Origin of the sequence: Rhodonellum psychrophilum GCM71 = DSM 17998 (genome assembly GCF_000381545.1) — a bacterium.
Lineage (GTDB): Bacteria > Bacteroidota > Bacteroidia > Cytophagales > Cyclobacteriaceae > Rhodonellum > Rhodonellum psychrophilum.
In genome coordinates this window covers 292,434-309,709 of record NZ_KB906674.1, presented here as the reverse complement: position 1 = coordinate 309,709, position 17,276 = coordinate 292,434, and the positions used below count along the sequence as shown (strand labels likewise).

At 42.3% G+C, this 17,276-nt stretch carries 11 protein-coding genes; 5 read left to right on the top strand and 6 right to left on the bottom strand.

From position 1 onward, the window contains the following. Nucleotides 1–2 precede the first annotated feature (2 nt). From F824_RS0104545 to F824_RS28070, 5 genes are all read right to left on the bottom strand, one after another. Nucleotides 3–3,179, bottom strand: a complete 3,177-nt coding sequence (locus F824_RS0104545; RefSeq protein ID WP_019596677.1) for a SusC/RagA family TonB-linked outer membrane protein — start codon at nucleotides 3,177–3,179, stop codon at nucleotides 3–5. Between the two features lie 869 nt (nucleotides 3,180–4,048). Continuing rightward, nucleotides 4,049–4,531, bottom strand: coding sequence for a hypothetical protein (locus F824_RS0104535; protein WP_019596675.1), 483 nt, complete (start codon nucleotides 4,529–4,531; stop codon nucleotides 4,049–4,051). Nucleotides 4,532–4,587: 56 nt separating this feature from the next. Beyond that, nucleotides 4,588–5,157: a 5-formyltetrahydrofolate cyclo-ligase gene (locus F824_RS0104530; RefSeq protein ID WP_019596674.1), complete on the bottom strand. Its 570-nt coding sequence runs from the start codon at nucleotides 5,155–5,157 to the stop codon at nucleotides 4,588–4,590. Continuing rightward, nucleotides 5,147–6,715, bottom strand: a complete 1,569-nt coding sequence (bshC, locus tag F824_RS0104525; RefSeq protein ID WP_019596673.1) for a bacillithiol biosynthesis cysteine-adding enzyme BshC — start codon at nucleotides 6,713–6,715, stop codon at nucleotides 5,147–5,149. Before bshC ends, F824_RS0104530 begins: the two co-directional genes overlap by 11 nt. Before the next feature lie 117 nt (nucleotides 6,716–6,832). Then, on the bottom strand, nucleotides 6,833–6,955 hold the full coding sequence (locus F824_RS28070; protein WP_262500752.1) for a hypothetical protein: 123 nt from the start codon (nucleotides 6,953–6,955) through the stop codon (nucleotides 6,833–6,835). A 184-nt stretch (nucleotides 6,956–7,139) separates the two neighbouring features. Here F824_RS28070 and F824_RS0104515 point away from each other — a divergent pair, with 184 nt between their 5' ends. The 5 genes from F824_RS0104515 (at nucleotide 7,140) to mnmD (ending at nucleotide 12,162) form a co-directional block, all read left to right on the top strand. After that, the gene (locus tag F824_RS0104515) at nucleotides 7,140–9,329 is read left to right on the top strand and encodes a heavy metal translocating P-type ATPase (protein WP_019596671.1); all 2,190 of its coding nucleotides are present in this window, start codon (nucleotides 7,140–7,142) and stop codon (nucleotides 9,327–9,329) included. Between the two features lie 100 nt (nucleotides 9,330–9,429). Further along, nucleotides 9,430–9,633: a heavy-metal-associated domain-containing protein gene (locus F824_RS0104510; RefSeq protein ID WP_019596670.1), complete on the top strand. Its 204-nt coding sequence runs from the start codon at nucleotides 9,430–9,432 to the stop codon at nucleotides 9,631–9,633. A 55-nt stretch (nucleotides 9,634–9,688) separates the two neighbouring features. Then, nucleotides 9,689–10,927, top strand: a complete 1,239-nt coding sequence (locus tag F824_RS0104505; protein ID WP_019596669.1) for a M16 family metallopeptidase — start codon at nucleotides 9,689–9,691, stop codon at nucleotides 10,925–10,927. 62 nt (nucleotides 10,928–10,989) lie between these two features. Further along, on the top strand, nucleotides 10,990–11,472 hold the full coding sequence (ispF, locus tag F824_RS0104500) for a 2-C-methyl-D-erythritol 2,4-cyclodiphosphate synthase (protein ID WP_019596668.1): 483 nt from the start codon (nucleotides 10,990–10,992) through the stop codon (nucleotides 11,470–11,472). Between the two features lie 3 nt (nucleotides 11,473–11,475). Then, entirely contained in the window at nucleotides 11,476–12,162 is a 687-nt protein-coding gene (gene mnmD, locus F824_RS0104495; RefSeq protein ID WP_019596667.1) for a tRNA (5-methylaminomethyl-2-thiouridine)(34)-methyltransferase MnmD, read from the top strand. A 67-nt stretch (nucleotides 12,163–12,229) separates the two neighbouring features. Here the strand turns inward: mnmD and F824_RS0104490 are convergent, their stop codons facing one another. Next, entirely contained in the window at nucleotides 12,230–16,549 is a 4,320-nt protein-coding gene (locus F824_RS0104490; protein ID WP_019596666.1) for an AsmA family protein, read from the bottom strand. Nucleotides 16,550–17,276: the final 727 nt, after the last annotated feature.

Genomic DNA, 17,276 nt, shown 5'->3' with positions numbered 1-17,276 from the left:
AATTAAAATTTAACCCTTAAATCAACACCAAAGCTTCTTGTTCCTGGTAAGTTTCCACTTTCAACCCAAGATCCATTATTCCTTGCTTGTACTGAATCTCCTCCAATTTCGGAAGGATCTATACCATCCACTTTGGAATACAAAAGGAAAGGATTATTGGCAACCAATGCAATTGATGCACTTTTCACGTAGCTTAACCTGTCCATTAAAACACTTGGGAAGTTATACCCAATTCGCAATTCCCTCATTTTCACAAAGGTAGCATCATACATCCACTGTTCGCTGGTTCCAAACATGGTTTTGAAGTATTGGTCTGCGCGCAGATAGATGTTGTTTTGTGATCCATCTTCAAATACACCACCGAATGAAAGTCCACCACCATCTTCTACAGCATCCCTCATTGGGTTTCCTTTGTCATTATTCCCAACAGTTTCTGATGTTTGACCGGAATAAGCACCAAACATACGGGAGATTGACATAAATGAACCCCCAATCTGATAATCAATGGTAAATGCCAATTCAAAATTCTTATAACTTACTCTATTGAAAATACCACCGGTAAAATCGGGAAGGATTTTGCCCAAGTCTTGATTTTCATCCAAAAGAGGTCGTCCAGCGCTGTTAACGATTACATTGCCATTGTCATCTGTTCTAAATTTACGACCGACAATTCTACCCCACTCATCATTTTCTCTTGCCAATGCCTGACCATTCCATCCACCGACAGTACTCGTTCCCCTGAAAGCATTTGCTAAAGGAAAAGAGGTCAATCCATATCCAAGCTCTTCAATGAAAACCTTATTTCGCGAAATATTGAAATTCACATCCCAGTTTAGCCCTCTAACCTTTTGAATGGGACTTCCACCAATTGACAATTCCCAGCCTTTGGTGTATGATTTGATTGAATTGGTCAAAAATCCACTTCCTCCAGATTGCGAAGGAATCGTAATGCTCAACAATTCATTTGAATTGTCCATGTGGTAAATCGAGAATTCAGTATTGATTCTGTTGTTCAGAAAACCCAGTTCCGCTCCAACTTCTATTGAATTAGTGGTGGCAGCTCTTAAGTTGGGATCTATCAAAGCGTTGGGCACAGAGGTAACTGCATTGCCAGCATAAGGAATCCCCAGTGCATAGGTCTGTTGCGTTCTGTACAAACCAATCTCATTCCCAACTTTTGCGAAACTTGACCTTAATTTACCGAAGGAAAGGAATCTCAAATCAACAAGCTCTGTGAACACGAAACTCGCCGAAACCGATGGGTACACATAATTATTGTTGCCATTGGGCAATCTCGAATCATAATCCTGACGGATGGTGGCATCCAAATAAAGAAAGTCCTTGTAGCCGATTGATCCTTGACCAAAATAACTGTTTACTTTACTTTTTCCTTCAAAATTGGTGGCGACATATGGATCAACGGATGCTGAAATGTTGAACAAATTGTCCACACTCAAACCACCGGAGGTATTCATGCCCCATCTTTTTATCGTATTGGTTCTCCAGTTTACACCTACGTTTGCCACAACAGAAAAATCACCAAACCGCTTGTCATAACTGAGCAAACCTTGGATATTGTCTTCATTTTCCCGGTAACTGTTTGTCGCAAAACGAGCAACTTCCAATGTACCTGTAGCAGTTTGGGAAGTACCTCCACCCGATACAGTATTTCGAGTTCCCTGTACGGATACTTTAAGGCCCTCAACAATCTCATACGCCAACGCAAATTTTGTACTTAAAACCTCCCTATTGGTCTCATTGGGATTTGCATAAAGGGTGGTAAAAGGATTGTCCCAATATAGGGGTCTGGTATTGGTTGGCGAATTGATGTTCCAGGAAGTAAACCGACCATCAGGCATTTGGTAATATTCCCGTAACAAATCGGTATTCAATTGTCTTTGATACCATTGGTTCACATTTGAACCAATACTGTTGTATCCTTCAAATAGATTTCCAAAAGTATTGGCTTCACTATAATTCGCACCGGCAATCAACTCAAGCTTTTTGGATAGTTTGGCATTGAAATTCATGTTCAAAAACAACTTGTCTTGGTTGGTGTTCTCCATTACGCCAGTTCTGGATGACTTGGACAGTGTTGTATTGAGAGCATAATTCTCTCCACTTTTCCCAATGTTGATACTGGTGTTGTTGAGTGCGCCTGTTCTAAAGACATCCCTAACATTGTTTGGCTGTGGTGACCAAGGTCGGGCTTGTCCAAAGCCTCTTGTGCCAGGAGTAAAAGCATCCCATTGTGCAACCATTCGACCATCCAATTTTGGTCCCCAGCTCTCATCAGCATAAAACTCTGTCATTGGAAGCCCGTTCAGCCCAGAAAGTCCCGGGTCATGAATGGTTGGATCAAAATTGAATATCGGGAATTCCTGAGAATAACCGCCACCATATTCATTTTGGAATTTTGGGAGGATATAAACCCTTTCAAAAGTGTTGGTTTGGTTAAAGTCAATATTTACCTGATCACCTTTCCCACCTTTTCTTGAGGTAAGCACCACCACACCATCGCGTGCCCTGGAACCATACAATGCCGCAGCATTGGCTCCCTTCAGCACATTGATGTCTTGGATGTTGTCCATATTGATGGAGGCTGCATCATTGACGATGATCCCATCCAAAACATACAAAGGATCTTGAGCACTTATTCCCCTCAAGCCCCGGATTCGGATGGCAGGCGCACCAAACTTGGCACCTGATCCTGAAACGATCTGGACTCCAGCGATTTTTCCAGCCAATGCAGTATTCACATTGGTTTCACGGGCAACCCTAATGTTGTCCCCACTCACTTGCTGGGTAGCGTATCCCAAGGAACTTTTGTCCCGCTCAATACCCAATGCAGTCACTACTATTTCAGAAAGTTCCGAAGCATCAGGAGACAGGGTTACATTGATGACGGATCTGTTACCGATCGATTCTTCCAGGGTTTTTAACCCAATAAAAGAGAAGACCAAGACATTGGAACCTGCTGGTACATTAATGGAATAATTACCATCCAAATCGGTGGTTGTTCCCATTACGGTACCTTTCACTAAAATGGATGCACCCGGTAGGCCCAATCCATCTTCGTTGGAAATTACCTTTCCGGTAATTGCCCGTTGTTGCGCAGACACATCATAGCTGAGTGCCATCGTGAAAAGCGCAAGAACAAGAAGTAAAGCTTTTCTCATAATGTATTTAGTTTAGTTGATTGGTAAATAAAAATTAATTATCACAGAATTCAAAACGCGCACTATTTTCAGACGATACTATTGTTTTATTTAAATTTTTCTTTACTATATTTAATTATTTTTAATAATACATGATTTTAATTATAGATTATAATGGTTATTTATTATTACAATGTGTAATTAAAATGAGCAGACATTTTTTTGTTTGAATCGTTGAATAAATGAAATCATTATAAAACGCACCTCGTATAAAACTTCTTGAATGAAAAAAAAATAAATTACATAGGCGTGTTTTTTACATTATTTTTAATATAATCACATTATATTGACCTATTCTAATAATTTCCCCACTATACTAGCTTTTATTAAAAATAAATTAATTCATTAATCCAGTTAAAAAATTTTAACAAAAGCCCTTTGTGTAATTTTTTATTTTTATTTAACATTATAGCCCTTATAGCCCTAATGGAAGAAAATTGTCGCTACAAAATAATTTTTGGCTCAAAAAAAAACCACTTTTTAAAAAAAATGCCTAAATCAATTAAAAATTTAAGCTATAGGAGCCAAATTCATTCTTTTCTACAAAACTATATTTATAATCAAACCCAAATAAAATCTATCTTGAATTTGCCAAATCAAAACATCAGGGATAAACAAGCTCACAGTAAAACCATTCGACCAAAAAAGTTAAAAGCAAGATTCAGAATCTGACCAATATTGATCTATAAAAACATAGAGAATCGTGAAAAAGCTGGATCATGACATCACTCCTTCCAAAAACGCAAAAAAAATAGTCTGACCCATCAGGGCCAGACTATTCTCACAAAGTATAAAATCATCTCTAGAATCAATCTGAGCAGTAGACTTATTTAGAAAGTAAACCTGATGGACAAAGCCACCTCATCTCCCCAAAAACCTGCATCTCTGGTCAAGTTGATGGTTGGTTTCCAATCCAAAGACAAGTTGATCGGTGCATCTTCGAATTTATAATCCAATCCGATGATCAAATCCAACCCAATAGCAGTATAACTTCTGTTGCGGTCTCCCCAAGGCGTATTTCCCCTACCAGCATTCCAAGTACCGATATGGGCACCTCCACCATAAAACCATTGTAGATTTTTGACTTCCCTGATATCATTGTGGACTTCGTACAATCCGCCAAAAATCAAGCCTCTCCATCTTGTGTATAAAATACCTTCCAGAGCCGCCTTATCGCTGATGAAATGTTTTACAGTCAATCCATTTCCCGAACCGGCTCTCAAGCCGATCGCAGTATTGTAGCCTTGGGCCAATGCCTCATTTCCAAATCCCAAAAGCGCAAACAAAATAAAGGAGTAGAATATTTTTTTCATAGTACTGAAGTTTATTGATTTAAGTTTTATTTAAAGCGTTCCAACGAAATGGTTTCCTAAAAGGAAAGGATCTTTCCAGGTGTAATACAAATATCCAATGCAATATCGTGATTTTCATGCGGGATAGATTCCACTGGATCAAAATAACTGAATCCGACCTTGAAAACGGGCTGTTTCAAAGACTCCAGAAACCTATCATAAAAACCTTTCCCATAACCCAACCTGTGCCCTTTCAAATCAAATGCCAAAAGCGGGATCACGACCAATTGTATTTCGTCCGATGAAATTTTTTCTGCGTTTTCGGGTATCGGGATGCCCCACTTGTCTATAGCAAAAACACTTTCCCGATGCAAGGCGACTGTGTCAAGCGTGATTTTATCCTTGCTGACCAAGGAAGTATAGACATTGATCTTCCTTTCGAACAGTTTTTTAAGAAGGGCATAAGTATTCACCTCCAACAATCTTTCAATGGGGAGAAAAATATGGATATGCTGTATCTCCTTCCGCTTATCCAAAAATTCAAGAAACCGCTCAGTGATTTTTTCAGATAGGATTTCCCTCTCCTCATTTTTCAGGGATTTCCGCAGCATTCTATGCCTTTCCCTTATTTCTGATTTACTTGTCATCGGAGGCCAAAACCATGAAATCAAAATCGAAGGGGTCAAACAATCCAAATAATTTTTCCACAAAATCATTGTCTGAAAGATAGAACTTCATAAAATTCTCCACACGTTCCTGTGGACTTCCTCCAGGAAAAAAATACGCTTGCACCGCCTTCATGCGATCCAATTCCTCCCCGAATTTTCTTTCCTCAGCTTTCCGGACTTTTACAGACAATTGATCCAAGATCTTCGTCGCACGGACTTTTGCCGAAGCATACGCGCTTTCCAGCGTAGGGTCGATTGAACGGGCGGACAATGCTGCTTGATCAAATAGGTCCTGCAGCTTTTTCTTTTCCCCGACCAAATGAATATCCACATTAGAGTGCTTGGAAACAAATTCTTTTTTCCAGTCTGTGAAATCCATGAACAAGTCCTGAGGTGACAGGTTCAGCTTTTTAATTTTCCTGACAGTCGGCGCATCCAAAACAGCTGCAAAATTCCTTGGCATCACCACCGGAAAAGGGGTTTCAAAATGATCGAACATGGACTTCAACTGAAGCCAGTAAATGACTTCTGCGGGCCCGCCGACATAGGCAAGGTTTGGAAGGATCTGTTCTTGATAGAGTGGCCTGAGCACAACATTTGGACTGAATTTTTCGGGGGAATTTTCAACCATGTCCAAGAACTCGGCTTCTTCGAATTTCAAATCCGTATTCAGTACAAAATATTGTGTTCCTTTCTTTTCGATTCGCTCCCGTAATCCATCTTCCATATAAAAGAAATTGATCGGCCTGGGGAAAATCTGGCTCTTATAGCCCAATGCATCCAATTTGGCGGTTTGCGCATTGACCAATTCGTGCGGGGTTTCGTTCACCAAATCCTCTCGCATCACAGGGATAAATTGCCGCTTGAGGTTGGCATCATTTCCGTCCACAACGACAATTCCTTTTTCACCAAAAAGATGGTGGACGTATTTTCTGACTGCTTCCGAAAGAGTCTTGGAAGACAGGTAAGCTTCCTTAAAAAATGATGGCGCGAAGGCAACCGTTTTCATAAAAGCCTTGAAACTCTCCTCTAGCTTGAAGTCCCCAACCGGTCCTTTCTGTTCCGTTTGCCATTGGTATTTTTTACCGTCTAACTTGAAATAATTGATCTCTTCAAAGTCGTGGTCCTCCGTCGCCATCCAGTAAACGGGAACAAATTCAAATTTGGGATAAGCCTCCTTTAATTTCTTTGCCAAATTAATGGTAGTCACTATTTTGTAGATGAAATAAAGTGGACCCGTAAACAAGTTGAGTTGATGTCCAGTCGTCACCGTGAAAGTGGTTTCGAGCCCCAGTTTCTCGATCTGGGCCTTGGTCAGGGCCAAGTCCTCCACTTCCGAATATTGCGAAAGCAAAGCTTTGACCAATACTTCCCGCTTTTTCCCATCGAATTTTCTTTCCGCGATGATTTTCGCAAAGTTTTCAATCTTGGGAAATTGATTGTAAAAAGGAGAAAGAGCCGGTTTTTGATGAATGTAATCAATAAAAAAGGAAGAAAACTGACCGGTACAGTCTGGCTCAATGGTGGCTTTATTCATGAAATGAAGAAATCAAGGGTCTCAATTTGGGTACAAGTTACACTAACTTCCAGATGGGCTGTAAAGTTCGTGTTTTTTTCTCTATTACAAGAACGGTTGAATCAGGTTTAACCTGTATCATGTCTTGGCAATTCCATCCCATAAATCAATTATACAATAATCAGCCTCTTGCGCATTTTTTTTGACTTCACCGTATCGGTATTTTGCTCTATATTCCGAATAGTCTGATTTTCTTGCCATTTCAAGCTCCATTTAGGAACCCAACGCTTGTTCCCGGTTTAATCTTTTCCGAAATGATATAAAGTTAAGCAAGGCTTTATCGATAAATTTGTAATCAAACAACAAAAGGAAAACAGGAATTCAGACCACAATTGCACTCTCACACCGCACCTGAAATCCTGCCAATTTTAAAAAAAAGCCCCAAATGACACAGAAAAAAGAAGTCCCTGTGACCGGAATGAGTTGCGCAGCTTGTGCGATCAGTGTCGAAAAAACCCTGGCCAAAAAACCTGGGGTAAAAAATGCAGCCGTGAATTATGCCAACCAATCCGCTTGGATAGAATGGGATGAAAAGGCAACAAGTCTTGATGAATTGCAAAAAGAGGTTCAATCCAGCGGATACGACCTGGTCATCCAAGATAAGGATGTAGATGACTTGGAGGACATTCAAAACCAAGCCTATAAAAAACTCAAGCAAAGAACCTTATTTGCTGGGATTTTGGCATTCCCTGTATTTTTGATCGGGATGTTTTGGATGTCAATGCCCTACGGTCATTTCATTATGTGGGCGCTGACCACTCCTGTACTGTTTGTTTTTGGGAACCAATTCTTTCGGCACGCATGGACTTTGGCAAAAAAAGGTCAGACCAACATGGACACCTTGGTTGCCTTGAGTACGGGAATTGCCTATATCTACAGTACTTTCAATACCTTTTTCCCAGAGTTTTTGGAATCAAGAGGGATAGAACCACATGTGTATTTTGAGGCCGCCGCCGTCATTGTCTTTTTTATTCTTCTTGGAAAATCCCTGGAATCCGGCGCAAAATCAGGAACTGGAGCAGCACTGAAAAAGCTGATGGGCTTGCAGCCACAAGAACTCACTGTCTTTGAAAACAACAAGGAGATCATCAAAAAAACCATTGAAGTGGGCGTGGGTGAAATCATTCTGATCAAACCGGGACAAAAAATCCCATTGGACGGAAAGGTTTTGAATGGAGATTCTTACGTGAATGAAAGCATGCTCACAGGGGAGCCAATCCCTGTTTTGAAGAAAACGGGAGAAAAGGTATTTGCCGGAACCATCAACCAAACGGGAAGCTTCACCTTCACTGCCGAGCAGGTGGGGGACAACACGCTTTTGTCCCAAATCATCCAAAGAGTGAAAGCTGCCCAAGGATCCAAGGCTCCCGTCCAAAAATTGGTGGACAAAGCTGCCAGTATTTTTGTCCCCACGGTATTGGTGATCGGCTTGATCACCTTGTTGATATGGGGTTTTAGTGGAGCAGAGGATGCCTGGCTGAGGGGGATGTTGGCCATGATCACCGTATTGGTGATCGCTTGCCCCTGTGCTTTGGGTTTGGCAACGCCGACTGCCATCATGGCCGCAATGGGAAATGGTGCACAAATGGGTGTCCTTATAAAAGATGCGGAGAGTCTGGAAAAAGGAAAAAAAATAGACACGCTGGTACTCGACAAAACAGGGACAATCACGGAAGGCAAACCGCAAGTAACCGCCGTCTATCATGGTGAAAAATGGGATGATGGGGATGCGAAAATCCTAGCTGCCCTTGAATCAAGGAGCGAACACCCTTTGGCCAAAGCCATCGTAGAAAACCTTTCCAATTCCGAGGACAATAAGGAACTGGATACTTTCAAGAGTTTTACGGGAAAAGGGGTCTTAGGAAGTGTCAATGGAAACGAATACAGAATTGGTAATTGGAAATGGTTGGAAGCCACAGGCGTTGCTCCGGATTTGACCTTGCTCAAAAAGGCGGAGGAAGCTTCAGATGAAGGCGCCACGGTTGTTTTTGCAACTAAAAACAACGATTTGGTGGCTGCCTTTAAAATCCAGGACCCTATCAAAGCCGACTCCATTTCAGCCATTCAGGAATTGAAGAAAATGGGAATCACCATCCACATGCTGACAGGAGACCAACAGAAAACCGCAGAATGGGTGGCCCGAGATGTTGGAATTGAGCATTTCAAGGCCGAAGTGCTTCCCCAAGACAAGGCAGCCTATATCCAAAACCTACAAGACCAAGGAAAAAAGGTAGCCATGGCGGGTGATGGCATCAACGACAGTGAAGCCCTCAGCCTCGCGGATTTGAGCATTGCAATGGGTCAGGGAACAGACATTGCCATGGATATTGCCGAAGTCACTTTGGTCCAATCCGAACTCTCCAAAATCCCAAGAACCCTCGAGCTTACCAAAAAAACCGTGAAAATCATCCGCCAAAATTTGTTCTGGGCATTTATTTACAATATTATCGGCATTCCGATTGCCGCAGGCGTTCTGTTTCCCGCTTTTGGGTTTATGTTAAACCCCATGATTGCGGGCGCTGCGATGGCTTTGAGCTCGGTGTCGGTAGTCACCAACAGTCTTCGCTTGAGGTAATTCAGGGCCGAATATCCCTCTAACCACCGCTAGTGAATACAGGATTGCGTTTATTATTTTCATTCGACCCATAAAAACGTCCCTTCGGGAATACAAAAACATGAAAACACAACAATTCAAAACCAATGTAAAGTGCGGCGCTTGCGTACAGGCCATCACGCCCGAAATGGCAAAATTAGAAGCTGATTCTTGGGCAGTGGATTTGCAGGACAAGGACAGAGTCCTGACCGTAACCGGTGATTTGGACCAGGATTCCATATTGGAAGCCCTGAAGAAATCCGGATATCAGGGAGAGCCTATTTAGGCAAACAAAATCCTCCCAAATTGCTTTAATTTATTAGCTTTGCTTAAAACTCAATATGATCGACTACCAAAAATTTGTTCTGGACAATGGCTTACAGGTTTTGGTCCATGAGGACCATACCACCAAGATGGCCGTTTTGAACATCCTCTACAAGGTAGGATCCAGAAATGAAATTCCAGGTAAAACAGGCTTGGCACATTTTTTTGAACACCTCATGTTCGGGAGTTCGAAAAATGTCCCTGTGTTCGACACCCCTTTGGAGAAAGTCGGAGGCTCCTGCAATGCCTTTACCAACACGGATATCACCAATTATTATATCACGCTTCCAGCCATCAATATCGAAACCGCCTTTTGGCTGGAATCTGACCGGATGCTGCAATTGAACCTCAGCGAGAAGACGATTGAAACCCAGAGAAAGGTGGTTTTGGAAGAATTCAAGCAACGGTACCTGAACCAACCCTATGGAGATGTTTTTCACCATTTGAAAGGTCTGGCCTATGATACACATCCCTATCAGTGGCCCACAATCGGCAAAAACCTTGAAGATATTATCGGCTTTACCGCTGCCGATGTCGCCGACTTTTACTACACCCACTACAGACCCGACAATGCCACCATGGTAGTCGCCGGCGATGTGACCTTGGAGCAGGTAAAAAACCTGGTGGAAAAGTGGTTTGGAGATATCCCCAAAGGAATATTACCCAAGAAAGGCATTCTGCAAGAACTCCCGCAAAAAGTCAAAAAAACGCTGACCATTGAGGCCGATGTACCCACCGATGCCTTGTATAAGGTGTACCATATGCCAGCAAGGCTCCACGATGGTTATTTGGAGGCTGATCTGATCACCGACATCTTGGGTTTTGGCAGATCATCCACACTAGAGCAGAGATTGGTGAAAAACGGAAAGGTCTTTGCATCTGTGGGAGGCTATGTTTTGGGAAGTGTGGATCCTGGACTCTTGGTTTTTTCGGGGAAAATGGAAAAAGGCCAATCCGCGGAAGAAGCGGAAAAGGAACTGGACGATGTCATTGAAGATTTTAAAAACAACCCAATCCAGAAATCCATCCTCACCAAGGTAAAAAACCAAGCGGAAGCCATGAAGACGTACGAGTCGATTGAGTTGCTCAACCGCGCCATGAGCCTTGCCTATTATGCACACTTGGGAAATCCGGAGCACTATCAAACCGAATACGAAAAAAAGACCCGGATCAAGCCAGAAGAAATTCTTTCTTGGGCCAACAAGATTTTAAAAGAGGAAAACAGCTCCGTTCTCTATTATAAAAGCAGGGCTTAGGCCTGTATGCAAGCGGGAGTTTGACCAGTTTGATCCATTAAAAAATACTACGGAATCAGAAAATGACGAATTTTAGAATAGGTTTTGGTTATGACGTTCATCAACTCAAAGAGGGATATGAATTTTGGCTGGGGGGCATCAAGCTGGAGCACGAAAAAGGTGCCGTAGGGCATTCCGATGCAGATACACTGATCCATGTGATTTGTGATGCACTTCTTGGCGCTGCCAACCTTAGGGACATTGGGTTTCATTTTTCGGACAAAGACCCCAAATACAAAGGGATCGACAGTAAGATCCTGTTGAAGGAAGTAATGGTACTTGTTCGGAAGGAAGGATATGAAATCGGAAATTTAGATACCACAATTTGTCTTCAAATCCCAAAGGTCAATCCCCACATTCCCGAGATGAAAAAATGCTTAGCTACTGTGATGGAAATCCCCGAAAACAATATTTCCATCAAAGCCACCACTACTGAAAACCTGGGTTTTGTCGGTCGCCAAGAGGGCATCTCCGCCTACTGCGTCGCCTTAATATATCATCAATAGCACATGAACAAAGAAATCAAGATCGTCACAACAGCGGACGGATCCAATACCTTGCTTTTACCGGAATTTGACGAAACCTATCATTCCATGGAAGGGGCCTTTCGCGAAGCCATCCATGTTTTTATGCTCTATGGACTCGAAGCTTGGCTTATTCGCAATCAAGGGGTTCAACCCATCCGGGTTTTCGAAGTGGGATTTGGAACTGGTCTGAATGCCTGGCTGACTTTGGTCTGGGCCGAACAAAACAAAATCCCAGTCCTGTACCATTCCATCGAACCTTTCCCGGTTGACAAGGAGATTTATTCCCAGTTGAATTATACCGAAATAGACCAAACGATCTACCATTTTGCCCCTTATTTCAATAGGCTCCATGAGGCACCATGGGACGAGGGCTTCATCGCTTCGGAATATTTCAACATGAAAAAGGAAAAAACCACCTTGGAAGATGCCGTTCTGTATCACGCGGACGTGGTTTTTTACAATCCTTTTTCAAAAAAGACCCAAGCGGAACTTTGGGATAAATCCATCTTGGAGAAGGTAGTGGAAACCATGAACCCCAATGCTGTTTTGGTGACCCCGAGTGCTGAAAACCAACTGCGATCAGACCTCAAGTCTTTGGGACTGGAGGTAGAAATTCTCCCTGGTCCTTCGGACAAAAACGAGATGACAAGGGCACGTTTGCTTGTGTAAAAAAAAGCCCATTGGATGGTAAAATCCAACGGGCTTTTTTTTGTGATTATCCCTATAAATTCGATTCCTATTTTTCTTTCTTTTTCTTCGGCGGTTTGGGTTGCCCAAGTCCAACACTCCCTTTCAAGCCTGACATCGTTGTTGCCCACCAGTAATTGAAAATAAAGCGCTGGTCATCCCGTGGTTCATATATCGTGGAACTGACGGTATTTTTAAACAATTTCCGTGGATTGTGGCTTTTCACGGCAAATGTATTGATCACAAAGGTCAAAATCCTTCTTCTTCCTTTGGCCTTTTCGAGGGTTCTTTCATCCAGCAAGACCACTTTGATATCGTTGTAAAGCAATGTCATGTTCCCTTTGGCACTGTTGTCATCCGCGATGAACGACCATTCTCCACTGTTTATTTTCCCATCTTCCACTCGTGCAAACGCATTAGTTTCTGTCATCGAATTGACACGCCTCAGGTCAAGTTCCCCGATTTTTACAGAGATCTCCATCGGAAAGGGATGCTCAAAATACAATTCCCCCTCCAAGCCAAGCAAAGCCTCTCCAAACAGGAGCGCATTTGCTGAAATTGAGGTCATTTCTGTCGGATAGGCGTTCGATTCCTTATTCAGGTGGAAGGGGAACAGGCTTGCATTTAATTCTGAGAAGTATATATCCCCTGGAACCATTCCCTTTTCCGGAAATTCAGTATAACTGATCTTTCCATTGAAAACTTGGAGTGTATCCAAATGAACCACCATTCCTGACTTTTTCATGAGCGCTTGCGGCATAAACCTATAATTATCCTTTGGAATAGGATACCTTTTATCCCTGAATATCTCGGCTTCCAAACCCGTTATACTGATCGACTTCGCAATTAGCTCTTGGTCTTGGACAAATCTTACCAAATCCAAATCCTTCACCAAGATCTCAGGTGCAATGACCTGGATCACGTCGGTCTGGGTTCCGAATTGTCTGGTATATTGATATCTGCCCAATCTCGGGGTCATTTTCACAGCCTGCAGCTTTAGCCCCTTATTGGTCAGGGTGATCATTCCAATGTGAATCTGGTTCAGGGAGTCTTTTAGCAATACATGATAGTTGGGCAGGGTGATGTTGAAGTCCTTTTCGAGCAAGCTTTTTTGGTCCAATCCTGAAAGATCCCTCAGGTCAACCCGGAGATCGGCCAAACTCATGTTGAGTTTCTTGAAGTTCCGGGTGGGTTTGGAGGAATTTTTGTCGAGAATGGCCAAGTTCCCTTCCACAATTTCGAAGTCATCGATGATCATGTTTTCAAGGAATAAATCTTTGATGGCCCTCAATTCCTCTTCCTTGGTTTCAAGGCTTACCTCGTCCACAAAAACCTCTATATCCGGCCGGAAAAGCCTCAATTCCTTCAGCCAAAGATCTTTGCTGGACTGAAGTTCTGTCAACACGTTGGTTTTGATCAGCGCCCTCGGAATATGTGCTGAAATAACGGGCACCCCGGGTTTTCCCGAAAGATTCTTTGGGATCACCCTAAAGTTATTCAGCAAAATCCCTTCATTCCGGGTATCTAGTTCCACCTTACTGAAGGTGATTTGATGGATGCTATCAGCCAAGGTTAGCCAAAATTCATCCACACCCATCGACATTCCACTAAAAAACCCTGCGATATCACCTTGGGACAATTTGGCGGAGTCTAGCAAAAAATCATAAATGGTCAAGTCTATCCCCGTATTCATCAATTCACGCTGGACACCATTTTCCCTGAAAGCAAGATTGAAGATCGCTTTTCCAGCTTCGACGGTGTCTATTTTGACCACATCAATGGTCTTGGGAAGGTTCCTATCGCGGCTTCCCCTCCTTCTGGAAACAGCTTTTTCGTCCTCTTCAAAATCCTTGTTGATCAATAGATTGACTTTCGACCCCAAGAGCGAAACCTTGCTCAAACTTAGGGTATTGTCGAACAAGAAGGCCTCTATGTCGACTCCACGGAAAGCTAGAGAGGGGATTTGAGCCGAAACACTGGCTTTATCCTTGCTGTTCCTGCTGGGGTTAAGTCTTACATTGGAGGTGATGATTTCTTCTCTTGCCGTGTTGAAACTGATCCTGTCTGCAAGGATATTGTATTTCCCACCGGCCAGACTGAATACATAATTGTTCAGCCTGAGGTCCACTTCTTCAGAAAACAGAAGCTTGAAAGCCTCCGGGTCGGTCCCTTCGTGGATGTGGAAATTCTTCACTGCTATGGATACGTTGTCTTCCGAAAAGGTTCTCATTCGGTCCCCGGCATAATTCTCGAAATTAAGGGTTCCCTTTTCCAAGATGAGGGAATCTACGGTTACCTCTGAAAAATAACTGGTCAAAAGGTCCAAAATATCCTGTTGTTTGACTGGAGTTCCTAAATCATCCACTTTGGTCCTGTACCTGAGCAAATTGATTTTTGGCGAAGGCACCTTGATTTGTTTCACCTTCAAAACCCCTTCAAAATAGGCTCTTGGAATATCGACTCCTGTGGCCAGGAATTGGGGGATATAAATATCCAAGCTCGTCGTTTTCCCATATCGGTCCAAGGCAGACTGGATTTGGTCGGGGTATTCGGGTCTGATCGAAAAACCATCTATCCTGATCAGCTCCCTTTTGGTATCCAAAAACAATTTGTCGGCGGTAAAAACATGGAGGTTGTCGGAAAGTTTCAAAGCATAATCATCCAGCTCAAGCTGAAGATATTCTGCCATAAAAATCCCCTTGAATTCCCCATCGCCCGTGCTTTCATCGAGGGAAAAATTCTCCAACACCAGATTGATTTTCCCAAATGAAAGGCTATCCTGCCGGACTCTCAGGTTATTGTCAAGAATCAAGGACCCCTCCTGAATTTCCAGTCGATCCACATAGATAGAGGAAAGGAAATCACGGGTGATCATTTCAAGGTCAAATGGCAACTTCTCCTGGTCTTTTCCCTGCACATCCTTCAAGAGAATATCGGGCTTCATCAGCACGATTTCCCGGATATCCAAGATCCCTTCGTTATAGATTTTCCTCAGATTGGCCTCATTGATATTCAATTCGGGAATATCGATTTCAATCAAGGTCTTATTTTGGTCCAGCTCATTCTCCACGAAAGGCGTCAGTGTAAACCCTTCTATTTTGATGTCGTCCGTAAAAGAAGAAAGCTGCACCCTATCTCCTCGGATCCAATGAATGCTATCCACCAGAGCCAGTTCTACCTGAAAAAGGTCCACCTGGGCATCCTGGGAATAAAAGAACTGATTTTTTTTCTTCTCCTGATCCGGACCTATGTACACGTCCTTCATCACAAAATCTATCCTTTCGGCCTTGATCCGGTGTTTGGCCTGATCCGAAAAATTCCGCTGCATAAACTGCCCTTCTTCAATGGACAAATCTGTAATACTGATCGATTTCAACAAGCCCTCGATCAAAGCATAAAGATCAAAAATATCGGTCTCTGCTTTTTTCGAGCTTTTGGTGGAAATAAGATCAAAAATAGGTTTGTTCAGTTTCAATTTCCCAATTTCCACTTCTGAAGTGTAGAATACCTTGTTGATATCGGCATCCGTGAGCTCCAGGTCATCAAGATTTATTTTCAGGTAAGTCTTGGAGGCTTTGGAAAGATCCGGGATAATCTCGATTTTATTGGCTTGGATATATTGTTTCAGGGAGGAAATATGGATTTCCGATGCCTTTACTCTGTGTACACTGTCCGACAACATGACCTCAAATTGCTCGAGATCCACCGAAAAACCCTCTGCATTGAAGGGCGTTTCGGGAATTCTCATTTGGAGCAATTGGATGTCTTTCATCCACAAATCCGCATTGACCGCCTGAATGGCATGTTGGCTGATGAAATTCCTGAACAGAAAATCAGCATTTTCGATAAACAGGTTTTTAATCCTTATTTCCTCCAAACTTGATCCCAAAAATGATTTTTTGATCTCCTCCTGAAGGACTTTAAGTGCAGACTCCTGGTTTTCATCAAGCCCCTCTTTTTCCAGAAAGAAATCAATGACCGGACTGTCCAGCGAGAGTTTTCCTATTTGGAATTCCTTTTTTCTAAATAGGTAATTGATGTTTTTCAGGGAAATCTCCGGCATGGAAATCTTATAAAAAGGGTTCCCGGACAACTCCAAGAGTTCGCTTTCCACGGGACTGAGGACGAATCCATCAAAAGATATTCCCCTTTGAAGCAAGGAAATATAAAACCGGTCAAAATCTATCTCATATTTGTTGTTCGAGGCCAATTTCACCTTCTCCTTCAAAAAATTCCGAAGCAAGAAGTCTGCGGAAAAATAAAGGGTCACCTGAAGAAAGAGCAAGGCAATAACAGACCAGCCTAAAATCCTCAAAAGCTTCCGGGAAGGTCTAAATCCAAATTTTTCTTTATCTTTTTTCTCTGCCATAGGTGCATCTACTAAGGTAAAAGTAATACAATTCGGCCTGAAAAAATAAAAAGAAAGTTTCCTGTTTTATGGGGACAAAAAAAAGGGAATCCAAAAGTGCCGAAAAGCAGCCTTTGAATTCCCTTTTTTGTGTTGGATAAATTGCTGTAGGAGAAGGATTCGAACCTCCACGAGGTAGTTAGGCAACACAAGAGCTCTATGTGCGCTTTATCCTAAACTCCTCACCCCCGAGACAGGAGGGCTTGTCTGCCAGTTTCAACATCCTACAAAGGTTGATTCAAGCGCTTTTGCCTAAATATTTTGCCAAAGTTAACAAACTGGTTTGTTTATTAAACAATTATCAAGAAAATATAATAATTTTTACATTATCATCAATATAACAAACATATATTGCCAAATAATAAAAAAACGATAAAATAAGGAGCAATAATTGGCAAATTCTCAATCCCCCAAACCACTTCTAGCTACATTTCTATGTTATTGATTGGTTTTATATGGCAATAAGTGATTTTTGAAAAATAATGTTTCTTTTTCCTTCTGAATTTTTAGACAATAAAAAAAGCTATGAAACAAAATCTCATAGCTTTAGTCAATTAACAATAAACCCAAAATAACCTGCTGTAAGGAAAGGACTCGAACCTCTACGGAGCATTTAGGCAATATACGAGCTCCATATATGCTTTGTCATTTATCTCCACCCTCGAGACCGGAGGGCTTGTCTGCCAAT